The 22,163-nt window shown below is 57.4% G+C and carries 24 protein-coding genes; 22 read left to right on the plus strand and 2 right to left on the minus strand.

All coding sequences use genetic code 11. The annotated features are described in order from the left end of the window. Positions 1-50: 50 nt before the first annotated feature. The 16 genes from NQ842_RS20990 to NQ842_RS21065 all read left to right on the plus strand — a co-directional run bounded on the left by NQ842_RS20990 (position 51) and on the right by NQ842_RS21065 (position 13,958). Positions 51-692 (plus strand): TetR family transcriptional regulator, encoded by a 642-nt coding sequence (locus tag NQ842_RS20990; protein WP_014830557.1) that lies wholly within the window; start codon positions 51-53, stop codon positions 690-692. Positions 693-733: 41 nt separating this feature from the next. After that, entirely contained in the window at positions 734-1,186 is a 453-nt protein-coding gene (locus tag NQ842_RS20995; protein ID WP_013095464.1) for a MarR family winged helix-turn-helix transcriptional regulator, read from the plus strand. Positions 1,187-1,270: 84 nt separating this feature from the next. Continuing rightward, positions 1,271-1,699, plus strand: a complete 429-nt coding sequence (locus tag NQ842_RS21000) for an organic hydroperoxide resistance protein (RefSeq protein ID WP_014830555.1) — start codon at positions 1,271-1,273, stop codon at positions 1,697-1,699. Positions 1,700-1,847: 148 nt separating this feature from the next. Next, positions 1,848-2,393, plus strand: a complete 546-nt coding sequence (gene dnaT / locus NQ842_RS21005) for a primosomal protein DnaT (protein WP_014830554.1) — start codon at positions 1,848-1,850, stop codon at positions 2,391-2,393. Next, a complete protein-coding gene (dnaC, locus tag NQ842_RS21010; protein ID WP_013095461.1) occupies positions 2,390-3,127 on the plus strand; it encodes a DNA replication protein DnaC in 738 nt (245 codons plus the stop codon). Before dnaT ends, dnaC begins: the two co-directional genes overlap by 4 nt. Positions 3,128-3,210: 83 nt before the next feature. Beyond that, positions 3,211-3,693, plus strand: coding sequence for a DUF2501 domain-containing protein (locus tag NQ842_RS21015; RefSeq protein WP_013095460.1), 483 nt, complete (start codon positions 3,211-3,213; stop codon positions 3,691-3,693). Positions 3,694-3,963: 270 nt separating this feature from the next. Next, complete coding sequence (opgB, locus tag NQ842_RS21020) at positions 3,964-6,255, plus strand: phosphatidylglycerol--membrane-oligosaccharide glycerophosphotransferase (RefSeq protein ID WP_046889402.1); 2,292 nt, start codon at positions 3,964-3,966, stop codon at positions 6,253-6,255. Between the two features lie 180 nt (positions 6,256-6,435). Then, positions 6,436-7,074: an EAL domain-containing protein gene (locus tag NQ842_RS21025; protein ID WP_014830551.1), complete on the plus strand. Its 639-nt coding sequence runs from the start codon at positions 6,436-6,438 to the stop codon at positions 7,072-7,074. Beyond that, positions 7,059-7,610: a helix-turn-helix transcriptional regulator gene (locus NQ842_RS21030; RefSeq protein ID WP_306672636.1), complete on the plus strand. Its 552-nt coding sequence runs from the start codon at positions 7,059-7,061 to the stop codon at positions 7,608-7,610. Before NQ842_RS21025 ends, NQ842_RS21030 begins: the two co-directional genes overlap by 16 nt. A 32-nt stretch (positions 7,611-7,642) precedes the next feature. Next, positions 7,643-8,140 carry a spore coat protein U domain-containing protein gene (locus NQ842_RS21035; RefSeq protein WP_014830549.1) on the plus strand — a complete coding sequence of 166 codons (498 nt, stop codon included), beginning with the start codon at positions 7,643-7,645 and terminating at the stop codon, positions 8,138-8,140. Positions 8,141-8,142: 2 nt separating this feature from the next. Further along, positions 8,143-8,919, plus strand: a complete 777-nt coding sequence (locus NQ842_RS21040) for a molecular chaperone (protein ID WP_118283629.1) — start codon at positions 8,143-8,145, stop codon at positions 8,917-8,919. Next, on the plus strand, positions 8,840-11,131 hold the full coding sequence (locus NQ842_RS21045; RefSeq protein WP_257256278.1) for a fimbria/pilus outer membrane usher protein: 2,292 nt from the start codon (positions 8,840-8,842) through the stop codon (positions 11,129-11,131). The genes NQ842_RS21040 and NQ842_RS21045 overlap by 80 nt, the downstream gene beginning before the upstream one ends. Continuing rightward, a complete protein-coding gene (locus NQ842_RS21050; protein ID WP_063412188.1) occupies positions 11,122-12,078 on the plus strand; it encodes a spore coat U domain-containing protein in 957 nt (318 codons plus the stop codon). Before NQ842_RS21045 ends, NQ842_RS21050 begins: the two co-directional genes overlap by 10 nt. A 128-nt stretch (positions 12,079-12,206) precedes the next feature. After that, complete coding sequence (locus tag NQ842_RS21055) at positions 12,207-12,947, plus strand: winged helix-turn-helix domain-containing protein (protein ID WP_047360268.1); 741 nt, start codon at positions 12,207-12,209, stop codon at positions 12,945-12,947. A gap of 1 nt (position 12,948) precedes the next feature. Continuing rightward, the gene (locus NQ842_RS21060) at positions 12,949-13,422 is read left to right on the plus strand and encodes a hypothetical protein (protein ID WP_014830544.1); all 474 of its coding nucleotides are present in this window, start codon (positions 12,949-12,951) and stop codon (positions 13,420-13,422) included. A gap of 29 nt (positions 13,423-13,451) precedes the next feature. Next, positions 13,452-13,958, plus strand: coding sequence for a GNAT family N-acetyltransferase (locus tag NQ842_RS21065; protein ID WP_083021554.1), 507 nt, complete (start codon positions 13,452-13,454; stop codon positions 13,956-13,958). An 82-nt stretch (positions 13,959-14,040) separates the two neighbouring features. On the opposite strand, the gene tsr is transcribed toward NQ842_RS21065, so the two are convergent. Both tsr and hpaR read right to left on the minus strand, forming a co-directional pair. After that, on the minus strand, positions 14,041-15,705 hold the full coding sequence (gene tsr / locus NQ842_RS21070) for a methyl-accepting chemotaxis protein (protein ID WP_063412185.1): 1,665 nt from the start codon (positions 15,703-15,705) through the stop codon (positions 14,041-14,043). Positions 15,706-15,788: 83 nt separating this feature from the next. Further along, positions 15,789-16,229 carry a homoprotocatechuate degradation operon regulator HpaR gene (gene hpaR / locus NQ842_RS21075; RefSeq protein WP_014830541.1) on the minus strand — a complete coding sequence of 147 codons (441 nt, stop codon included), beginning with the start codon at positions 16,227-16,229 and terminating at the stop codon, positions 15,789-15,791. Between the two features lie 269 nt (positions 16,230-16,498). Here hpaR and hpaG point away from each other — a divergent pair, with 269 nt between their 5' ends. The 6 genes from hpaG to hpaI all read left to right on the plus strand — a co-directional run bounded on the left by hpaG (position 16,499) and on the right by hpaI (position 22,160). Continuing rightward, entirely contained in the window at positions 16,499-17,776 is a 1,278-nt protein-coding gene (hpaG, locus tag NQ842_RS21080; RefSeq protein WP_257256279.1) for a 4-hydroxyphenylacetate degradation bifunctional isomerase/decarboxylase, read from the plus strand. Continuing rightward, entirely contained in the window at positions 17,773-19,239 is a 1,467-nt protein-coding gene (gene hpaE / locus NQ842_RS21085) for a 5-carboxymethyl-2-hydroxymuconate semialdehyde dehydrogenase (protein ID WP_047360265.1), read from the plus strand. Before hpaG ends, hpaE begins: the two co-directional genes overlap by 4 nt. Positions 19,240-19,241: 2 nt before the next feature. Then, positions 19,242-20,093 carry a 3,4-dihydroxyphenylacetate 2,3-dioxygenase gene (gene hpaD, locus NQ842_RS21090; RefSeq protein WP_014830538.1) on the plus strand — a complete coding sequence of 284 codons (852 nt, stop codon included), beginning with the start codon at positions 19,242-19,244 and terminating at the stop codon, positions 20,091-20,093. 9 nt (positions 20,094-20,102) lie between these two features. Continuing rightward, positions 20,103-20,483, plus strand: a complete 381-nt coding sequence (locus NQ842_RS21095) for a 5-carboxymethyl-2-hydroxymuconate Delta-isomerase (protein ID WP_014830537.1) — start codon at positions 20,103-20,105, stop codon at positions 20,481-20,483. A 66-nt stretch (positions 20,484-20,549) separates the two neighbouring features. Further along, complete coding sequence (gene hpaH / locus NQ842_RS21100) at positions 20,550-21,353, plus strand: 2-oxo-hept-4-ene-1,7-dioate hydratase (protein ID WP_014830536.1); 804 nt, start codon at positions 20,550-20,552, stop codon at positions 21,351-21,353. 9 nt (positions 21,354-21,362) lie between these two features. After that, positions 21,363-22,160, plus strand: coding sequence for a 4-hydroxy-2-oxoheptanedioate aldolase (hpaI, locus tag NQ842_RS21105; RefSeq protein WP_257256280.1), 798 nt, complete (start codon positions 21,363-21,365; stop codon positions 22,158-22,160). Positions 22,161-22,163: the final 3 nt, after the last annotated feature.

Consider the following 22,163-nt stretch of genomic DNA (forward strand, 5'->3'; position numbering starts at 1 on the left):
TGCCATGGGGATAATCTCTCTATTCCGTTTAGTGACGATAAGGAAAGGATGTGGCAAACCCTGGCAGCGAACTCCCGGAGCAGCATGAAGAATCCAGCCTGAAGGAGAAAATTTTCCAGAGCGCTATCGCGCTTTTTGCCGAATATGGGTTGAACGGTGCCCGCATGGAGCAAATCGCAGAGAAAGCAGGCACCACTAAACGGATGGTGGTTTACCACTTTAAGAACAAAGAAAATCTTTATCTTCTCGTACTGGAGTACGTTTACACCCAGATACGAAACAGTGAAAAAGCGCTCAGCCTGGCCGCCATGCCGCCGGTAGAAGCGCTGGTTCATCTGGTTGAAGCCACCTTTGACTACCACGCAGACCATCCGGATTACATTCGTATTATCTGCATGGAAAACATGCAGCGTGGTCGCTTCATGCAGCAATCCAGCTACCTGCGCCAGGTCAACCGCAGCGCGCTCGACCTGATCGAAGATATCCTGCATCGTGGAAAGGAAAAGCAGCTGTTCAACCAGACGGTTGAAGCCCGCGATCTCCACCGCCTGATCAGCAGCTTCAGCTTCCACTACGTCGCCAACAGCTACACCTTTACGTTGCTGTTTGAAGAGGGGGCGGACGAAATGGCTCAGCGCCAGCACTACCGGAAAATGGCCGTTCAGGTGGCACTTCGTTATACGTGCCCATAAAATTGCTTGCAATTATATCGCGCACTATCTATATTCATTCCATGAACGCAAAAACGAACGACACCACCAACGCGCTTCTGCTGGATAACCAGCTCTGTTTTGCCCTCTATTCGGCAAACCTGGCGCTTAACAAGCTGTACCGGCAACTGCTGGCACCGCTGAACCTGACCTACCCGCAATACCTGGTAATGCTGGTACTGTGGGAGCAGGATGACATTACGGTGTCGGACATTGGCGAGCGGCTGTTCCTTGACTCTGCCACCCTGACGCCGCTGCTGAAGCGTCTGGAAAGCGCCGGGCTGATCAACCGTCAGCGTTCGCGTAAAGATGAACGTCAGGTCGCCGTTACGCTGAGCGACGCAGGGCGTGAGCTGCAGCAGCAGGCATCCGGGATCCCCCACGCGGTGGGATGCGCAGCACAATGTGATACTGACACGATGCTGGCACTTAAGCAGCAGCTTGAACTTTTACGACATCAGTTACATCACGCGTAAGGCTATACTTTACGCGTATTTATTTACCTATATATATCGCACGCTATTTAATAGCACACATAAACGTAAGATGAGGAACCTGCCATGTCTTTAGAAAAAGTTGTCTACACTGCCAAAGCAAAAGCAACCGGGGGCCGTGACGGCCGTGCAACCTCTTCCGATGGCGTCCTGGACGTCAAACTGGGTGTGCCAAAAGAGATGGGCGGCATGGGGGGTGAAGTGACCAACCCTGAACAGCTGTTTGCTGCCGGCTACTCCGCCTGCTTCCTGGGCGCAATGAAGTTTGTGGCTGCGCGCGACAAATTTACGCTGCCAAAAGAGGCCTATATTGAAGGTGAAGTCGGGATTGGCCCACTGCCAACCGGTTTTGGTATTGAAGCTAAACTGAACATCCACGTTGAAGGTATGGATCCTGCAGAAGCCAAAAAACTGGTCGATGCGGCGCACATTGTTTGTCCATACTCTAACGCGACCCGCGGTAACATCGACGTGACCCTGAATATCATCGCGTGATAAATGCCTGATGGCGCTGCGCTTATCAGGCCTACGACTGTAGCCCCGGTAAGCGCAGCGCCACCGGGGAAATCCCCTCCATCCCCTCATCCTCTCTGTGCTACCATAAGCCCATATCACGCCCGTAGTAATCAGTTGAGAAAGCGTTATGTCCTCCAGAATTCTGACCACCAGCATTGCTGGTATTGATGCCTTTATGCGCGATCCCCGTGGTGTGTTGACGCACGCCGAAGGCGGCACGCTTGCGGTGTTGGCCGACAACGCCCCGGCGTTTTACGCCCTCACACCAGAGCGTCTGGCACAGCTTCTGGAGATTGAAGCGCGGTTGTCGCGCCCGGCGAGCGATGTCACACTGGATAACCAGTTCTTTGAAGAGCCAGGTAACGCCCCCGTGACGGTTCCGATGGGAAAATTTGCCCTGTACGCGGGCTGGCACCCGGATGTTGATTTTCAGCGGCAGGCGGCGCTGTGGGGCATTGCGCTCACGCAACCGGCAACCCCTGAAGAGCTTGCCGCCTTTATTGCCTGGTGGCAGGCAGAAGGTAAAGTCTTTACCCACATTCAGTGGCAGCAAAAGCTTGCCCGCCATCTGCAGATTAACCGCGCCAGCAATAACGGCCAGCCCAAACGCGATATCAACGCTTTTTCAGAACCGGATAAACAGATCCCTAATGGATTCCGAGGTGCGAAATGAAAAACGTCGGCGACCTGATGAAACGACTGCAAAAGATGATGCCAGCCAATGTGAAGCCCGCGTTCACTACGGGTGAAGAACTTCTGGCGTGGCAAAAAGAACAGGGTGAGATCCGCGCCGCCGCCCTCGCCCGCGAAAACCGGGCGATGAAAATGCAGCGTACCTTTAACCGCTCCGGTATTCGTCCCCTGCATCAGAACTGCTCGTTCGATAACTATAAAATTGAGACCAACGGGCAAATGAACGCCCTTGCCGCCGCGCGTCAGTATGTGGATGAATTCGACGGCAACATCGCCAGCTTTATCTTCAGCGGTAAGCCCGGCACCGGCAAAAATCACCTGGCCGCCGCCATCTGTAACGAACTGCTTCTGCGCGGGAAATCGGTATTAATTATTACCGTGGCCGATATCATGTCTGCCATGAAAGACACCTTTAGCAACCGCGAAACCAGCGAAGAGCAGCTGCTTAACGATCTGAGCAACGTTGACTTGCTGGTTATCGATGAAATTGGCGTTCAGACCGAATCCCGCTACGAAAAAGTGATCATTAATCAGATTGTCGATCGCCGCTCTTCTTCCAAACGTCCCACCGGCATGCTAACCAACCACAATATCGACGAGATGACCCGCTTACTGGGCGAACGCGTGATGGATCGCATGAAGCTGGGCAACAGTCTGTACGTCATCTTTGACTGGGAAAGCTATCGCAGCCGCGTCACCGGTAAAGAGTATTAAGACAGTTCCAGGAATCGCCGGTGGCCCGGAGGTATATACTGGACCCCTTCCGGCCCAAAACGGACCTTTTTGAGAAAGCCATTATGAAAAAACAGATTCTTTTCAGCACACTTTTAGGCGCCCTGCTGGTCACCGGCATGGCGCACGCCGCATCCTGGCAGGAGTCCCTCTCCAGCGCCGCCAGCGAACTCACCAAAGAGAGCGGCAGCACGCAGGGCGGGCTGTCAGCCTCTTCCCTCACCAGCCTGCTGGGCAACAGCTCCCAGAGCCTGAGCGCGGGCACCATGAACAACGCGGCGGGTATTCTGGAATACTGTGCGAAGCAAAAGCTGGCGTCCGTCACCGATGCGCAAAACGTGAAAAACCAGGTGCTGGGTAAGCTGGGTCTGGATACCCAGGAGCAGAAAGCCGACACCAACTACATGGACGGCATTCAGGGTCTGCTGAACGCGCAAAATGGCCAGCAGCTGAATCTGAGCACCCTGGGCAACTCATCTCTGGCGAAACAGGTGAAAACCAAAGCCTGCGATCTGGTGCTGAAACAGGGTGTTAATTTCATCTCCTGATCGGCCCCATTTCCTGCCACAACACGCCGCGTTTAATACGTTAGTCTTGCAACGCGGCGTGAAACCGGCATTTTCCCCTTCTGCCCTCGTCTCAGCATCCGTACAACAGGATGCGACCGCCTTCAAAAAAACGATTTTCTAAACCAATTCCTAACAACGGCACACTTTCGTGACACTAAAATTGCAGCTTAGCGACATCGCCATTACATTGTATTACCCAAAAAATAATCAATTAGCCAGCGAAGCACCTGGCGTCATGAGGATATGCTGTTGTCAGAGTTAATGTCCCTTGCCCTTTTTCTTGCCTCCATCGGCGTTTACGCCTGGAAAGCAGGCCGTAACACGTGGTGGTTTGTCGCCACGCTGGTGGTGCTCGGCATTTTTATTGTTTTAAACATTACGCTCTACGCCAGCGACTACTTTACCGGCGACGGTATCAACGATGCAGTGCTCTACACGCTGACCAATAGCCTGACGGGCGCGGGCGTAGGTAAATACATTCTCCCCGGTCTGGGGCTGGTGATGGCTTTGGTGGTGATTTTTGGTACGCTCGCCTGGGTCCTGCGCCGCCGCCGTCATCTTCCGCACCACCATGGCTACAGCCTGCTGGCGCTTTTCCTTGCGCTGGCCTCCGTGGATGCCAGCCCGGCGTTTCACCAGATCACCGAGCTGGTGAAATCCCAGTCGCGCGACGGCGATCCGGATTTCGTGGCGTACTATAAAGAGCCATCGAAAACGATCGCTAACCCGAAGCTTAATCTGGTGTATATCTACGGCGAGAGCCTGGAGAGAACCTATTTCGATAACGATGCCTTCCCGAACCTGACGCCGGATCTGGGCGCCCTGAAAAACGAAGGTCTCGACTTCAGCCACACCATGCAACTCCCCGGCACCGATTACACCATCGCCGGGATGGTCGCCTCCCAGTGCGGCATCCCTCTGTTTGCCCCCTTTGAAGGCAACGCCTCGGCCTCTATGTCGAGCTTCTTCCCGCAAAATATCTGCCTGGGCGACATCCTGAAAAACTCCGGCTATGAGAACTATTTTGTGCAGGGAGCCAATCTGCGCTTTGCCGGAAAAGATGTGTTCCTCAAATCCCACGGCTTTGACCATCTGTACGGTTCAGAAGAGTTAAAAGCGACGGTCGCCGACCCCACCTACCGCAACGACTGGGGCTTCTACGACGATACCGTGCTGGATGAGACCTGGAAAAAATTCGAAGAACTTTCCCGCGCCGGGAAACGCTTCTCCCTCTTTGCCCTGACGGTGGATACCCACCATCCTGACGGTTTCGTCTCACGCACCTGCAAGCGCAAACGTTACGACATTGACGGCAAAAGCAATAAATCCTTCAGCGCCGTCACCTGTAGTCAGGAGCATATCGCCGCATTGGTTCACAAAATCAAAGCCTCGCCGTATTTCAAAAACACGGTGATCGTCGTCTCTTCTGACCATCTGGCGATGAAAAACAGCGCGTGGGATCAGCTAAACAAACAGGATCGCAGCAATCTGTTCTTCGTTCTGCGCGGCGACAAACCGCAGCAGGAGGTGATCGCCACCAAACGTAACTCCATGGATAACGGCGCCACCGTGCTGGATATCCTCGGCGGAGACAATTTTATTGGTCTGGGCCGCAGCACGCTGTCAGGACAATCGCTGTCCGAAGTGTTCCTCAACATGAAGGAAAAAATCCTCGCCTGGAAGCCGGATATCATCCGCCTGTGGAATTTCCCGAAAGAGATGAAAGACTTCACCATCGATCAGGATAAAAAAACGATCGCCTTCTCCGGTAGCAACTTCCGCCTGCCGTTGCTACTGCGCGTGTCGGATAACCGCGTTGAGCCGCTGCCCGAAAGCGAATACTCGGCACCGTTGCGCTTCCAGCTGGCTGATTTTGCCCCGCGCGATAACTTTGTCTGGGTCGACACCTGTTACAAAATGGGCCAGCTCTGGTCACAGCCGCTGGCGCTGTCTACCGACTGGTGCGTCTCTCAGGGGCAGCTTGGCGGGGAGCAAACCGTGCAGCACGTGGACAAAGCGGTGTGGAAGGGGAAAACCGCGTTCAGGGATACGGTTATCGATACCGCCCGCTATCAGCACAACGTCGACATGCTGAAAATCGTCGACAACGATATTCGCTATAAAGCCGACAGCTTTATCTTCAACGTTGCCGGTGCGCCGGAAGAGGTTAAACAGTTCAGCGGTATCTCTCGTCCGGAATCCTGGGGTCGCTGGTCCAACGCACAGCTGGGCAATGAGGTAAAAATTGAGTATGCCCATCCGCTGCCGGCGCAGTTCGACCTGGTGATTACAGCCAGAGCGTACGGACCCAACGCGAATAAGCCCGTGCCGGTGCGCGTGGGCGGAGAGGAGCAGACGCTGACGCTTGGTAACGACGTAAGCACTCACACGCTGCATTTCACCAATCCATCGCGCAGCAATACTTTAGTGATTGTGCCACCAGACCCGCAGTCCACTAATGAAGGGAATATTCTCGGCCACTCCCCGCGCCAGCTCGGGATTGGTATGGTCGACATTAAAATTGTCAGCAAGCAAGGCTAACGCATACCCCGCCCGGCATCCTGCCGGGCGGTTATGTAAATAAAAAATCCTATATAAAGCTTATAAATTAGATAAAAACGCTTTATATGAGCGATTTTTATTTATAAATATCCCGCAAAAATCACATTTAATAAAATATACCACTCCTGAAATCACTACGGAGCGGTATACACTTTTATCATGCTAACCGGCTATAAGTTCGAGTCCATCCGGGCACTGCGCAGTGAAAATGTGATTGCCTGGGAGGTACTGTCCACGGCAAAGCCCCACGTCAATCTTGAAGACTACTTTAGCTCAATGCCTTCTACACAGCGTAAAGAGCACTTCTTTGCGCAGCTTCGCCATATCATGTCTTGCGAAGAAGGCGACAAGTATTACCTCAACGCGACATCGGATTTACTGCTGGAACCGGACTTCCTCGACAGGCTGAAAGAAGAAACCGCCTGCCCGGAGAGGCTGGCTATCGAAGTTACCGATCTCCATACGATGGTACAACTCGACGATATGCAAAGCCGCTCCCTGCGAACAGGTATCGCAATGCTCCATCTGTGGGGCGTTGAAGTGTGGGCGGACGACGTCGGCGAAGACATTCTTCCCGAGCTGCTTGCCAGCCAGATCCGCTTCTGCGGCGTCAAAATTGACAAACATACCTTCTGGAGCGGACGTACCGAGCAGGCTAAGTTCCTGCACCTCACCCGCCAGTACAAGCGTGTCGCCAGTAAGGTACTCATAGAAGGCATCGAAACCGCGGGCGATTTCGCGCTGGCCCGCGCCAGCGTGGCCGACTACGGCCAGGGTTATCTGTGGGGCATGAAATGACGCCTTTCATCCCGAATGCCGGCTATCAGGTCATCGTTCTGAGCAGCAACGCGTTTTTGTGGCTCGGCCTCCATTCGATAGTATCGACGGCCGTGTCTCCCCGTCCTGAAGCGTACTGGATCAATAACGTTACTCCAGAAGGGCTTCAGCGTTTGCAGGAACTGTTCAGCACGCACGTCGGGCAGAGCTGGCTGTTATTTACGGATACGGCCAGGGTCAACGATATTAACACCCTGCCAGGCAATGAGCGGATCAGAGTGGTCCCGGGAAATGTGTCCCTTGCCCAACTAAGCCACTGCTTTAGCGACATGGCCTTCTCTTTAGAAAATACCGCCACGCTCACGTACCAGGAAATGCGGGTTTGCATGCTGATTCAAAAAGGGTTCAGCCCGGTGCGTATCGCACAAATCCTTAATAAATCACCGAAAACGATCTACACCCACAAGCGTAACGCGATGAAAAAATTTTGCTGTCAGAACCTGGCGGAATTCTATCGAAAACTCTGCCTGCTGGACGCTCTGGCCACTTCTTTGTAATTGCACTGTTATTCACGTCAGGAAATAAGATCATGAAAATTATCTCCACTGCTGTATGTTGCTCCGCTCTCCTGCTTCCTGCCGCTGCGATCGCCGCAGACAGTACCGCAAGCGCGACGATGCACGTTTCACTTGAGGTAGTAAAATCCTGCACCCTCAAAGCCAACGACCTCAATTTCTCACGCCACGGGTCGGATGAATCAAACGAAATTCAGGCCAAAACGCAGGTCGATATTGTCTGTACCAACGGTACGCCGTTCACGCTTTCCGCCACCAGCAACGATAGCAGCGAAAACGGCACCTTCTGGCTGAAGCCGGAAAACGGTGAAACGGGCGCACAGAAGATAGCGTGGAAACTCTTTGCCGATGAGAGCAAACAGACGCAAATCACCAGCACCGATGGGCTGACCGATACCGGCAACGGCATGGCGCAGGAAGAGACGCTGTATGGCGTTATTGACGCAGGGGCGCTGACGACCGCGCAAGCGGGCGCCTACAGCGACGATGTCACCTTAAATCTGGTGTATTGATCATGCGACGCTGTCTTCCCTGCTTCATTCTGTGGTTACTGATGCTTACGCTGCTGTCGCGCTACGCGCTAGCCGCCACACTTCAGGTGGCCCCCGTGACGCTCGATCTCCAGAGCGGTCAAAGAGCATCCGCGGTCTACCTCACGAACAGCGGCAAAGCGGCCATCCATGCTCAGATACGGGTTTACGAATGGACCCAGCAAAACGGCAAAGATGTGTTAACGGCCACCGACAAGGTGGTCAGCAGCCCCGCGATGACCTCCCTGGCGCCGGGCCAGCAGCAGCTGGTGCGCATCATCATTATGGAGCCCGGCATCCGTGAACAGGAGCAAAGTTACCGCCTGGTCATTGATGAACTGCCGGATGCAACGTCCCGTGCGGCCAATCCCAACGCGGTGCACTTTCTGCTGCGCTACTCGATTCCCGTCTTTATTGCCGGAAACCAGAATATGCCCGTCAGCCGCGATGCCCTGAGCTGCGAACAGGCGGAGTCCCCGGGAACGATCCGCTGCTATAACGCCGGAAACAGCCATATTCGCCTGAGCCACCTGCAGGCCCTGACGGCCAGCGGGCAGGTTGTGGGATCGGTGAAAGGGCTGGCGGGCTATGTGCTGCCGGGACAGACCGCGCTTGTGACACTTAAGCAGGCTTCACACCACACGCTCAGCGCACTGCGCGCCTATCTCAATGATGAACACCATGCCAGCCAGATCCCCCTGCGCCCGCTCGCTACTCGCGCTCCTGCTTTGGCTAACGCTCATGCTGACAGCCCAGGCTGAACCCGCCGCCGACACCGTACAATGGCTGGCCATCACGGTGAATCACGCTCCTCGAGGGGAGCTGTGGGCCTGCCGGGTAGTGGGTGAAGCGCTGTGGATTGACCGCGGCGACCTCAAAAAGCTGGGGCTTCGCGTCCCGGATGACCACAGCGAGTGGGTTGAACTGACGTCCCTGCCGGGCCTGAAGGTCAGTCTTGATTTACATGCTCAGCAGGTCTCCCTTACCGCCGACGCAAAGGCGCTCGACGGCCAGCAGCGCCTGACTATCGAGAGGCCGACCGCGCAGTATCGCTATCCCGAGGCGCAGCCCATCAGCGCGTTTACGCTCGGGTATGCCCTTTATGCCAGTGATTCCCAGGGGAACCGCCAGCTTAACGCGCAGACCTCGCTGACCGCATCCGGGGCGCTTCCCGGCACCTTCAGCAGCAGCTTTTCAAGCCATGCGGGGGAGGAAAACAGCGCGGGCCGACCCAGCCACACGCGTCTTGAAACCCGCTGGCAGTGGGACAACGCAGACTCGCTGACCAGCCTGGCGCTGGGTGACAGCATCACCACGGGCACCCGCTGGAGCCGGCAGGTACGTTTTGGCGGTCTGCACTGGGCGCGGAATTTTGAGCTTGATCCGCAGCTCAACACCGAACCGCGCAGCCGCTACAGCGACACTGCCGTCCTGCCTTCAACGGTCGATCTTTACATCGACGGGCTTAAGCAGAGCAGCCAGCGCGTGACGCCGGGGGATTTTCTGCTGGATACCCTGCCCTCCTTCACCGGAAGCGGACAGGCGCAGGTGGTCATTACCGATATCAACGGTCAGCGTCGCACCGTACAACTCGATCTCTACGGTGCGCCTGGGATGCTGGCGGAAGGACTCAGCAGCGGCTCGCTGGATATCGGCTGGATGCGGCAGAACTACGCCCTGCGATCCAATGACTATGCCCCCACTCCTGTGCTCGACGCGGGCTGGCGCTATGGGGTAAGTAACCAGCTGACGCTGGCGCTGCACACCGAACAGCAGAGCAAACTGCGCAATGTCGGGACAGGCGTCGACTGGCTGATCTCACCCAACATAGGGATTGTCAGCCAGCATGTTGCCCTGAGCGACAGCCCCTACGGTCTGGGAAAACAGTGGGGCCTTGGCTGGCAATGGAACGGCAGCGGGACGGGCTTATCTGCCAGCACCGTCCGTACTGATGCCGATTTTGCCGATAACGCCCGCACGATCGGTGCCCTGCCGGTCAGACGCAGCGATAGCGTCTGGCTAAGCCACTCCGTGCCCCATTTTGGTACCGTAGGCGCAGGCTGGGTACAGCAAAACATTCAGGGCAACAAACAGCGCTACCTCAACGCCTCCTGGTCCGTCTCGCTGCCTGCCCACCTATCCACCACGCTGAGCTATACCCGTTCGTTTACGGATGCGTCGAGTAACGTTCAGCTTATGCTCTCGGTCCCGTTAGGCCGTGCGGATACCCTCTCCGTTCAGACCAGCCGCGAGACGTCGCGCATGGATTATCGCCACCAGCCGGACGATCGGCTCGGCGGCTGGTCATGGCAGCTGGGACAAAGCGTTGGTGAGCGCCGGGATACCTATGCGGACGTGGGCTATCTGGGTCATGCCGGTGAGTGGCACGTCGGGCTGGAGCAAGGCGCGAAGCTGGGCAACCAGTACGCCTCAGCCGAAGGCAGCCTGACGCTGCTGGATGGCAGTCCTCATGCCCTGCGCTACAGCCAACAGAGCCTGGCGCTGGTCTCCACCCACGGCGTTGGACACGTGCCGGTCATGCTGGAAAACCGCCCGGCAGGCGAAACCGATGAAAACGGTTATCTGCTGCTGACCGACCTGCCGCAATACCACAGCAGCAAAGTCAGTATCAATCCGCTGGATCTCCCCGCCGATGTGATGGCCCCCGTCACCGACATAGATGCCCGACCGGGCAACGGCAGCGCGGTAAAGGTCGATTTTAACGTCCATCACGCCGTGACGGTTCAGGCCCGGCTGGTCGACAGCCGCCATAAGCCGCTCCCGCTGGGCAGCATCGTTTCAACGCCACGCGGCGCGACCATCGTCGGACGTGACGGTTTCATCTGGCTTGAAGATCCGCCCCTGCCGGGTGAACTGGTGGTGAAAACCGGCGAGGGGGAGTGTCGGGTCACGCTTCCGGCCCCGCGCGCCGCGTCAGCAATACAGAATATTGGAGAACAACTGTGTCATTAAAAGCACCGTTATTGCTGCTGCTCGTGCTGTCCATGAAAGCGATGGCGGCAGCATGCTGGATAACCTCACCCGCCGCCATTAACTTTGGCAGCGTCGTGGCGGGCAATGCCGCCTCGACCAACACCGAGGTGAAATTTAGCTGTCAGGCCGACAATAACGGCACGCTGGAATATATCAACGTCTGCCTGAGCAGCATGGATGCTCCGCCCTTTCAGATGCTCTCGACCGGGGACCAGGAGGGGAAACAGTACTCCCTGCTCTTCCGCCTGTTTAACGGCGTCGCGCGTTCTCAGGAGCTGGGCCCCGCCAGCGGCGGGGATCTCATTCAGCAGACCCTGACTGCACAAAGCAATACCAGCATCAGCGGTAGCTTTCCGCTTATCGCCACCCTCCTGCCGGGACAAAACCAACTGCCGGCGTACCACTATTACAACTACAACATGAATCTGCGCATCGCCTGGCACAGCGCCACCCGTCAGGATGCGCTGCAAAATTGCTTGGACGGTTCCGCGGAGGGCGAGCAGGTGCAGGGCGGCACCAACGCGCAGGCCGAAATCAGCCAGGGGTGCTACATAGAACGCGTCACCCCGCTTAACTTCGGCACGCTGAGCAGCACCGCCACGCTGCGCCCAACGCGTTCCACGGCAACACTCACCACGCGCTGCCCGGCCGGCACGGCGTTTACCCTTGCTATGGGCAACGGCAACCATGCCAGCGGCAATCAGCGGCAGCTTTGCAACGACGAAGGCCAGTGCCTGCGCTATGGGCTCTGGCAGGATGCCGCGGCCACGCAACGCTGGGGCGATTGGCGCAGCGGGGATGCGCTGGTCGTCGCCCATCCCACAGGCGGCACCCAGAGCTTCACCGTTTATGGAGAAGTCCCGGCCCAGCCTCTGAGCGGTACGGGGGAGTTTATTGACGACGTGATAATTACGCTGACTTATTAAACGCCTCAAAAAACCGTCTGGATCAATGTTATCGGTAACAATGACGCTAAAATAGCCAGCAGCTCTGCTTAGAAGATGTAAACACCTTCTCTTTTTTTTCATTATCTCTGTCTGTTTTACAACAAATTATGAAATACCTGCTTGCTGACGCCATCGTCTACAACGACGAGGACGGTTCTGTTTCTCTTATCAATGCGCCGGATGAGGATGCGCAGATCCTCACCTGCACGGCCAATACCATCCTGAAGTTGCTGGTCCAGCATCATGGGAACGTGGTTGAACGGGACACCTTTCTCCATGAGGTCTGGGATCGACGTGGGCTCCAGGGATCGAACAACTCGTTAAACCAGTACATCAGTATTTTGCGCAAAATGCTGGCAAGCCTGCTTCCCGACGCGCTGTTTATCGTCACAGTCCCTAAGACGGGCTTTATGCTCAGCGCCGACGTCACGGTAACGGCCCAGGAGGAAGCGCCCCCGGCCGCCAAAACGGCGAAACCGGCATGGCGCGTTCGGCCGGAATGGCTGTTCTGCGGCGCGCTTACCCTGGCGATCGTGACGCTGTGCCTCTGGATAACGGCGATCAAGCCAGCAAACCCGCAGAGGGAGATCCATCTGCTGACCCATATCGGCACCTGTCCGGTCTACACCTTTACGCCGCTGGCGGATGTGTTTCACGAGAAGGCGATTGCCCTGGCGCAAACCCTGCAGCAGGACGGCCATCTGCCGTGTCTGAAAAATTCCATTTTCTATATGCACATCCAGAGAACGCTTTTTTACGGCCACGAAGGGAGGCTGGTGCTTTCCCAGTGTTCCCTCACGCAGGATAAAGCGAGCACCTGCCGTACGCTTTACTATTACGAGTGGTGATATGCGACATATCAAAATTTGGCTCATTCTGATCTTTAACCTGATGCTAACCGGCGCCGCGCTGGCGTGGTATTTCTACACGCCTCCGCTGTCGGTGGCCTGCGACGGTAACCTGACCTTCTCCGACAGACGCGACAATCACGATTTCACGTTTGATGGGGAGATCATCATGCGGTTCCACCCCGACAAAACCGGGTACATCACCCTAAACGGCAACGTCGAGAACGCCCCGCAAAATTGGGAAGTGTCCCGGCAGGAGATGTTTAAATGGCGGCACGTGGAGGGGGAACTCTATGAAATCATCATTCAAAAAGTGGAGCGTTTTAGCCACGACGCGATGCCGCCCGGCGTGTTTGAAAAATACGTGGCCGGCCTGACGCTGGGGAAAAAAAGGCTCCTGACGATAGAGCGCACGCCGCATGATGCGCTGGTAATTAGCAACTTTTACTCGCCGGTGCTGGTCTGCTCGGAATAATGTCGGGAGGTCAGGCTATACTTCCCGCCATGAACATTTACATTCGCCCCACCACCTGCGACGACATCGCCACTCTGCCCGCACTTGAACGCGCGGCGGGCCAGCGTTTTCGGGATTACCCGGAACTCGCCTGGCTTGCAGAGGGCGATGTCATTTCCGCTGAGCAGCATCTCGACTACGCCGGTCGTGGCTTGAGCTGGCTGGCGCTGGCCAACGACCAGCCGGTCGGTTTTATCCTCGCAGAGACGCACGCTTCGTCGCTGTTTATTGTAGAGCTCTCGGTTCATCTGGACTGGCAGGGAAAAGGGATCGGTCGGCGGCTCATCGCCTGTGTGGCTGACCATGCCCGCAAAAGGGGGCTGACATCGCTGACGTTGACGACATTCCGGGACGTGCCGTGGAATGCGCCCTTCTATGCGCGGCTGGGGTTTGAATACGTCACAGACCTCACGCATGAGCTGCGTCAGAAAAGGGAAGAAGAGGCAACGCACGGTTTAGCGTATAAATCGCGCTGCGCCATGCGCCTGCCTCTGTAGTATCACCGGGTCTACAAAAACCATGCACCGTCATTCCGTAAGCCGGGTAAGGCGAAGCCGCCACCCGGCACCACACACGGCGTCAGAAGGTTTCCCAGTTATCACCGGCATCGGCAGTCGCGGTTTTACGCGTCATCACCGGCGCGGACATGGTTTTTGCGGAAGCGAACTCACGTGCTTTCATCTGCTCCTGCTGAATGCGGAATACCGCGACGGCCTGCGTCAGACGGCTCGCCTGCTCTTCCAGCGCCGCAGCGGCAGCAGCAGACTCTTCCACCAGCGAGGCGTTCTGCTGGGTCACGCGATCCATCTCCGCCACCGCCAGGCCGACCTGATCGATACCGCGGCTCTGCTCGTCAGACGCAGAGGCGATTTCACCCATGATGTCAGTCACGCGGGTCACCGCATTAACGATTTCACCCATCGTTTCACCGGCGCTTTCCACCAGCGTTGAGCCCACTTCCACGCGACCCACCGAGTCTTCAATCAGGCTCTTGATCTCACGGGCCGCCTGGGCGCTGCGCTGCGCCAGGTTACGCACTTCGCCTGCCACGACGGCAAATCCGCGCCCCTGCTCACCGGCACGTGCCGCTTCAACCGCGGCGTTCAGTGCCAGAATATTGGTCTGGAAGGCAATGCCGTCAATCACGCTGATAATATCGGCGATTTTCTGCGAACTGCCGGCGATGTCACGCATGGTTTGCACCACGTTATCCACCACTTTCCCGCCCTTCTGTGCGGTTTCAGACGCGCTCAGCGCCAGGTTGCTCGCCTGACGGGCATTCTCGGCGTTCTGCTTCACGGTCGCCGTCAGCTGCTCCATGCTGGCTGCAGTCTCTTCCAGGGAAGCGGCCTGCTGTTCGGTACGGGAAGACAGGTCGTTATTGCCCATCGCGATTTCGCTCGCGCCGCTGTAGATGGCGTTTGCGCCGTTACGCACGTCACCGACGGTACGCACCAGCTCGCCCTGCATATGGCGCAGCGAGTCGGCCAGCTCCCCCATCTCGTTAGCGCCTTCCACTTCAATGCGCTTTACCAGATCGCCGCTGGCGATATGGCGGATATTGTCGATCAGACGGGTCAGCGGAGAGATTAACGCCTGCTTGATACCCAGCCACACGGCCACGATAACCACCAGCACCACAATCAGCACGCTAATCAGCACCCAGATCGCCTGGCTGTAAGAGCTGTTACTGTTTTCTACCGCCATCTGATACAGCTTGTCGTTCTGCAGCAGGTAGTTCACGTACTGCTTCTCAAAACCATCCTGATAGCTCTGGGTCGGTTGATCAAAGAAAGCGTTGATTTTGCCAGCGCCCAGCAGCTGAATCAGCTCCGCCAGCGCACCGTGATAAATGTCGTAGTTACGCTTAATTTCCATCGCTTCAGCGTCACTCTGACGTGGATCGCGCGGCAGGGTCTCGTAGGCAGCCCAGTTTTTTTCCGCCTGTTTCAGAGACACAGAGGCAATTTGCATCAGATCGTTCACGGTCGCGCCGCTGCCGATATTGTTCTGATCCATCATGTAGCGGATGCCCGCACGGTTCAGGGTGTTACGGGTTTGCAGCAACGCCACCCAGCTGGCGTTCAGCGTGGATTGTTGCTGGCGAATGGTTTGCAGGACGGTGAAATTCTCTTTGTCATGCTTCAGGGCATTGAAGAAAAGGCCACCGGAGGTCAGTTGTAAAAGGCCAAATATCGCTAAAACCAGCATTAAGCTGGTGACAATCTTGATACGATTTAACATGTTTTCTCTTCCTTCAGACAGATACAGAATTTTCGGCCTGGAAAGGGAAAACTTTACGAAAATCATCCTTTAATTTGTGGTTTTTACTCTTCGTCACGCGCTGCGATATGGCGATTTCCCAGCTCAATAAACTCCTCAAGCAGCGCCGTGAGCTGTTTCATCTTCTCCGGCGTGTACTCTGCCTCAATTTGCTGATACGCCTCTTCCACCTGCGCCTGGGCATGCGCATACAGCGCGTTGCCCTCTTTGGTCAGCGACACGTACAGCTTGCGCTGGTCATTGACCGGCTTCAGGCGCAACACCAGACCGTCGCGCTCCATGCGCGTCAGAATGCCCGTCAGGCTCGGGCGCAATATGCAGGTCCGAAACGCCAGATCGTGGAAATCCATCGAGGGATGTTCAGCCAGCACACGCACAATGCGCCATTGCTGCTCGGTCAGGTTATGCCGCTTCACAATCGGGCGGAAGTAGGACATCGCCGCTTCCCGCGCCTGCAACAGGGCGATAGTTAATGAATCATGCATAGCCACTCCCGCTCATTGTTAACAAATAAACAATTGTAAATTGATGTTTTTATCAACAGCCATTTTAGCTTCGAAAAGTCTAACAGAAACAACACCATTTTTTTAACACAATGATAAATATATCATTTCAAAATAAAGTGTAAATTTATTGTTATTCATATCACAAATTCTTCACTTCTGATTGCGAAATAAACAGCAAAAGCATAAAACCAGATCATTAACATATTAACGAAATCAAAAACCGGCTTTCCGGTCTGAGGAGTATGTCAATGAAAGGTACTGTTTTTGCCGTGGCGCTGAACCACCAAAGCCAGCGCGATGCCTGGGCGGAGGCGTTTGAAAAAGCCCCCTACAACACCCCGCCGAAAACCGCGGTGTGGTTTATCAAGCCGCACAACACGGTGATCCGTGCAGGTGAACCGATCCCGTTCCCGCAGGGCGAAACAGTGCTGAGTGGCGCAACGGTCGCGCTGGTGGTGGGCAAAACGGCCAGCAAAGTCCGTGTGGAAGAGGCAGCGGCCTACATCGCCGGGTACGCGCTGGCCAACGAGGTAAGCCTGCCGGAAGAGAGCTTTTATCGCCCGGCGATAAAAGCCAAATGCCGGGACGGGTTTTGTCCGCTGGGGGAGCTGGTCGCCGTCGACAACGTGGACAACCTGACCATCATCACTGAAATTAACGGTCGCGAAGCGGACCACTGGAACACCGCCGGGCTGCAGCGCAGCGCCGCCGAACTGCTGAGTGCCCTGAGCGAGTTCGCTACCCTGAATCCGGGGGATGCGATATTGCTCGGTACGCCGCAAAGCCGCGTCGAGATCCGCCCGGGCGATCGGGTACGCATCCTGGCGAAAGGGTTCCCGGCACTGGAAAACCCGGTGGTGGATGAGCGCGACGTAGCCATCGCACACGGTGCACATCCTCACCCCACGCTGTTCGCCCTCGGCCTGAACTACGCCGATCACGCCAGCGAGCTGGCATTCACGCCTCCGACCGAGCCGCTGGTGTTTATCAAAGCACCTAACACCTTTAATGGCGACAACCAGACCTCGGAGCGCCCGAACAACGTTGAGTACATGCACTACGAGGCGGAGCTGGTGGTGGTCATCGGCAAAACCGCGCATAAGGTCAGTGAAGCCGAGGCGATGGATTTTGTTGCGGGCTACACGGTCTGCAACGACTACGCCATTCGTGACTATCTCGAAAACTACTACCGCCCGAATCTGCGGGTCAAAAGCCGCGACGGGTTAACCCCCATCAGCCCCAACATCGTGCCGAAAGCGGCCATTCCTGATCCGCACAACTTAACCCTGCGCACCTTCGTCAACGGTGAATTACGTCAGGAAGGGACCACGGCGGATCTGATCTTCAGCATCCCGTACCTGATTGCATACCTGAGCGATTTCATGACCCTGCAGCCGGGCGACATGATCGCCACCGGCACGCCGAAAGGGTTATCCGACGTGGTGCCGGGGGATGAAGTGGTGGTGGAAGTGGAAGGCGTGGGTCGCCTGGTAAACCGGATTGTGAGTGAGGAGACGGCAAAATGAAAAAGATTAACCACTGGATCAACGGCAAGAATGTGGCGGGAAGCGACTACTTCCACACCACCAACCCGGCTTCCGGCGAGGTGCTGGCAGAAGTCGCCTCCGGCGGGGAAGCGGAAATCCATCAGGCCGTGGCGGCAGCAAAAGAGGCATTTCCAAAGTGGGCCAACCTGCCGATGAAAGAGCGTGCGCGCCTGATGCGTCGCCTGGGGGATCTGATTGACCAGAACGTGCCGGACATTGCCGCCATGGAGACCGCCGACACCGGCCTGCCCATCCACCAGACCAAAAACGTGCTTATCCCGCGCGCCTCGCACAACTTCGAATTCTTCGCCGAAGTGTGCCAGCAGATGAACGGCAAAACCTACCCGGTTGACGACAAGATGCTGAACTACACCCTTGTGCAGCCGGTGGGCGTCTGCGCGCTGGTGTCGCCGTGGAACGTGCCGTTTATGACCGCCACCTGGAAGGTCGCGCCGTGCCTGGCGCTGGGGAATACCGCCGTGCTGAAGATGTCTGAACTCTCGCCGCTGACCGCCGACCGTCTGGGCGAACTGGCGCTGGAGGCGGGTATTCCGGCGGGCGTGCTGAACGTGGTGCAGGGCTACGGCGCCACGGCGGGCGACGCGCTGGTGCGCCATCACGACGTGCGGGCCGTCTCCTTCACCGGCGGCACCGCCACCGGGCGCAATATCATGAAAAACGCCGGACTCAAGAAGTACTCCATGGAGCTGGGCGGCAAATCCCCGGTGCTGATTTTTGACGATGCCGACATCGAGCGTGCGCTGGACGCCGCCCTGTTCACCATCTTCTCCATCAACGGCGAGCGCTGCACCGCGGGCTCGCGCATTTTCATCCAGCAGAGTATCTACCCGGAATTCGTCAAACGCTTCGCCGAGCGCGCCAACCGTCTGCGCGTGGGCGACCCGACCGATCCGAACACCCAGATTGGCGCGCTGATTAGCCAACAGCACTGGGAGAAAGTCTCCGGCTATATCCGCCTGGGCATTGAGGAGGGCGCAACCCTGCTGGCAGGCGGCCCGGACAAACCGACCGATCTGCCCGCCCACCTGAAAGGCGGTAACTTCCTGCGCCCGACCGTGCTGGCGGATGTCGACAACCGCATGCGCGTGGCGCAGGAGGAGATCTTCGGCCCGGTAGCCTGCCTGCTGCCGTTTAAGGACGAAGCGGAGGGCCTGCGTCTGGCCAACGATGTGGAGTACGGCCTGGCGTCGTACATCTGGACCCAGGACGTCAGCAAAGTGCTGCGTCTGGCGCGCAATATCGAAGCAGGCATGGTGTTCGTGAATACCCAGAACGTGCGCGACCTGCGCCAGCCGTTTGGCGGCGTGAAGGCCTCCGGTACCGGGCGCGAAGGCGGCGAGTACAGCTTCGAGGTGTTTGCGGAGATGAAGAACGTCTGCATCTCGATGGGCGACCACCCGATTCCAAAATGGGGGATCTGATCATGGGTAAACTGGCGTTAGCGGCAAAAATCACCCACGTGCCGTCGATGTATCTCTCTGAGCTGCCGGGCAAAAACCACGGCTGCCGTCAGGGTGCCATCGACGGACATAAAGAGATTAGCAAGCGCTGCCGTGAGCTGGGCGTCGACACCATCATCGTTTTCGACACCCACTGGCTGGTGAACAGCGCGTATCACATCAACTGTGCGGACCATTTTTCGGGCGTCTACACCAGCAACGAGCTGCCGCACTTTATCCGCGACATGACCTACGACTACGACGGCAACCCGGAACTCGGGCAACTGATCGCCGACGAAGCGGTGAAGCTCGGCGTGCGCGCCAAAGCGCACAACATCCCGAGCCTGAAGCTGGAGTACGGCACGCTGGTGCCGATGCGCTATATGAACGCGGATAAGCACTTCAAAGTGGTCTCCATCTCGGCGTTCTGCACGGTTCATGACTTCGCCGACAGCCGCCGGCTGGGCGAGGCCATCGTCAGCGCCATCGAAAAGTATGACGGCACCGTGGCGGTGCTGGCCAGCGGCTCGCTGTCGCACCGCTTTATCGACGACCAGCGCGCGGAAGAAGGGATGAACAGCTACACCCGCGAATTCGACCGCCAGATGGACGAGCGGGTGGTGAAGTTGTGGCGCGAAGGCCAGTTCAAAGAATTCTGCAGCATGCTGCCGGAGTACGCCGACTACTGCTACGGCGAGGGCAACATGCACGACACGGTGATGCTGCTGGGGATGCTCGGCTGGGACAAATACGACGGCAAGGTGGAGTTTCTCACCGAGCTGTTCGCCAGCTCCGGCACCGGCCAGGTGAACGCCGTTTTCCCGCTACCCGCATAAGGAGCCACCATGCCGCATTTTATTGCTGAATGTACCGACAACATCCGCGAGCAGGCCGACCTGCCGGGGCTGTTCGCCAAAGTGAACGAGGCGCTGGCCGCCACGGGCATTTTCCCCCTCGGCGGCATCCGCAGCCGCGCCCACTGGCTGGATACCTGGCAGATGGCCGACGGCAAGCAGGATTACGCCTTTGTACATATGACGCTGAAGATTGGCGCCGGACGAAGCCTGGAGAGCCGCGAGGCCGTGGGGGAGATGCTGTTTGCGCTGATCAAAGCGCATTTTGCCGACCTCATGGCCGCCCGCTATCTGGCGCTGTCGTTTGAGCTCGACGAGCTGCACCCGACGCTCAATTACAAACAAAACAACGTACACGCGTTGTTTACGTAGTACCGGCACGGTCTGTCCCCTCTCCCACTGGGAGAGGGAGATAAAAACATAAAACAGGATATCGCCATGCTCGACAAACACACCCATACCCTGATCGCTCATCGTCTGCATCAGGCGGAGCAGTCCCGGGAGCAGATCCGCGCGATCTCGCTGGAGTACCCGGCGATCACGATTGAAGACGCCTACGCCGTACAGCGCGAATGGGTGAATCTGAAAATCGCCGAAGGCCGCGTGCTGAAAGGCCACAAGATCGGCCTCACCTCAAAAGCGATGCAGGCCAGCTCGCAGATCAGCGAGCCGGACTACGGTGCGCTGCTGGACGATATGTTCTTCCATGACGGCAGCGACATCCCCGTCGATCGCTTTATCGTCCCGCGCATTGAAGTGGAGCTGGCGTTCGTGCTGGCAAAACCGCTGCGCGGCCCGAATTGCACGATCTTTGACGTCTACAACGCCACGGATTACGTGATCCCCGCGCTGGAGTTGATCGACGCCCGCTGCCATAACATCGACCCGGAGACCCAGCGCCCGCGCAAGGTGTTCGACACCATCTCCGATAACGCCGCCAACGCGGGCGTGATCCTCGGTGGCCGTCCGATTAAGCCCGACGCGCTGGACCTGCGCTGGATCTCTGCCCTGCTCTATCGCAACGGCGTGATTGAAGAGACAGGTGTGGCCGCTGGCGTGCTCAACCACCCGGCGAACGGCGTGGCGTGGCTGGCCAACAAGCTGGCGCCCTACGACGTTCAGCTTGAGCCGGGCCAGATTATTCTCGGCGGTTCGTTTACCCGCCCGGTCGCGGCCAGTAAAGGCGATACCTTCCACGTGGACTACGGCAGCATGGGCTCCATCAGCTGCCGCTTTGTCTAGGAGAGAACCATGCAAAACGCATTCAAAACGGCGCTGAAAACCGGGAAGCCGCAGATTGGTTTATGGCTGGGGCTGACCAGCAGCTACAGCGCCGAACTGCTGGCGGGGGCAGGCTTTGACTGGCTGCTGATCGACGCCGAACACGCGCCGAACACCGTGCAGACCGTCTTAACCCAGCTGCAGGCCATCGCCCCGTATGCCAGCCAGCCGGTCGTCCGCCCGTCGTGGAACGATCCGGTGCAGATCAAACAGCTGCTCGACGTGGGCGCGCAAACCCTGCTGGTACCGATGGTACAAAACGCCGAAGAAGCCCGTCTGGCGGTCCGTTCCACGCGCTATCCGCCTGCCGGGATCCGCGGCGTGGGCAGCGCCCTGGCGCGGGCCTCGCGCTGGAACCGCATCCCGGATTATCTGCACCAGGCCAACGACGCCATGTGCGTGCTGGTGCAAATCGAAACCCGGGAGGCGCTGAAAAACCTGCCGCAGATCCTGGATGTGGACGGCGTCGACGGGGTGTTTATCGGCCCGGCGGATCTGAGCGCCGACATGGGCTTTGCCGGTAATCCGCAGCACCCGGACGTGCAGGCGGCCATTGAACAGGCGATCGCGCAGATCCTGAGCGCAGGCAAAGCACCCGGCATCCTGATGGCCAACGAGCCGCTGGCAAAACGTTATCTCGAACTCGGCGCGTTGTTTGTCGCCGTCGGCGTCGACACGACCCTGCTCGCCCGCAGCGCCGAAGCACTGGCGGCACGTTTTATCGATCACCCGGTTACGTCAGTTAATAACAATAAATCCGTCTACTAAACG

Origin of the sequence: Enterobacter cloacae complex sp. R_G8 (genome assembly GCF_024599795.1) — a bacterium.
Classification (GTDB): domain Bacteria; phylum Pseudomonadota; class Gammaproteobacteria; order Enterobacterales; family Enterobacteriaceae; genus Enterobacter; species Enterobacter dissolvens.

Excerpts from the sequence above, each read along its gene's own strand:
- NQ842_RS20995 (WP_013095464.1), top strand. The coding sequence starts at position 734 with ATGAACGCAAAAACGAACGACACCACCAACGCGCTTCTGCTGGATAAC.
- NQ842_RS21000 (WP_014830555.1), top strand. The coding sequence starts at position 1,271 with ATGTCTTTAGAAAAAGTTGTCTACACTGCCAAAGCAAAAGCAACCGGG.
- dnaT (WP_014830554.1), top strand. The coding sequence starts at position 1,848 with ATGTCCTCCAGAATTCTGACCACCAGCATTGCTGGTATTGATGCCTTT.
- dnaC (WP_013095461.1), top strand. The coding sequence starts at position 2,390 with ATGAAAAACGTCGGCGACCTGATGAAACGACTGCAAAAGATGATGCCA.
- NQ842_RS21015 (WP_013095460.1), top strand. The coding sequence starts at position 3,211 with ATGAAAAAACAGATTCTTTTCAGCACACTTTTAGGCGCCCTGCTGGTC.
- NQ842_RS21025 (WP_014830551.1), top strand. The coding sequence starts at position 6,436 with ATGCTAACCGGCTATAAGTTCGAGTCCATCCGGGCACTGCGCAGTGAA.
- NQ842_RS21035 (WP_014830549.1), top strand. The coding sequence starts at position 7,643 with ATGAAAATTATCTCCACTGCTGTATGTTGCTCCGCTCTCCTGCTTCCT.
- NQ842_RS21040 (WP_118283629.1), top strand. The coding sequence starts at position 8,143 with ATGCGACGCTGTCTTCCCTGCTTCATTCTGTGGTTACTGATGCTTACG.
- NQ842_RS21045 (WP_257256278.1), top strand. The coding sequence starts at position 8,840 with ATGCCAGCCAGATCCCCCTGCGCCCGCTCGCTACTCGCGCTCCTGCTT.
- NQ842_RS21055 (WP_047360268.1), top strand. The coding sequence starts at position 12,207 with ATGAAATACCTGCTTGCTGACGCCATCGTCTACAACGACGAGGACGGT.
- NQ842_RS21060 (WP_014830544.1), top strand. The coding sequence starts at position 12,949 with ATGCGACATATCAAAATTTGGCTCATTCTGATCTTTAACCTGATGCTA.
- NQ842_RS21065 (WP_083021554.1), top strand. The coding sequence starts at position 13,452 with ATGAACATTTACATTCGCCCCACCACCTGCGACGACATCGCCACTCTG.
- tsr (WP_063412185.1), bottom strand. The coding sequence starts at position 15,705 with ATGTTAAATCGTATCAAGATTGTCACCAGCTTAATGCTGGTTTTAGCG.
- hpaR (WP_014830541.1), bottom strand. The coding sequence starts at position 16,229 with ATGCATGATTCATTAACTATCGCCCTGTTGCAGGCGCGGGAAGCGGCG.
- hpaG (WP_257256279.1), top strand. The coding sequence starts at position 16,499 with ATGAAAGGTACTGTTTTTGCCGTGGCGCTGAACCACCAAAGCCAGCGC.
- hpaE (WP_047360265.1), top strand. The coding sequence starts at position 17,773 with ATGAAAAAGATTAACCACTGGATCAACGGCAAGAATGTGGCGGGAAGC.
- hpaD (WP_014830538.1), top strand. The coding sequence starts at position 19,242 with ATGGGTAAACTGGCGTTAGCGGCAAAAATCACCCACGTGCCGTCGATG.
- NQ842_RS21095 (WP_014830537.1), top strand. The coding sequence starts at position 20,103 with ATGCCGCATTTTATTGCTGAATGTACCGACAACATCCGCGAGCAGGCC.
- hpaH (WP_014830536.1), top strand. The coding sequence starts at position 20,550 with ATGCTCGACAAACACACCCATACCCTGATCGCTCATCGTCTGCATCAG.
- hpaI (WP_257256280.1), top strand. The coding sequence starts at position 21,363 with ATGCAAAACGCATTCAAAACGGCGCTGAAAACCGGGAAGCCGCAGATT.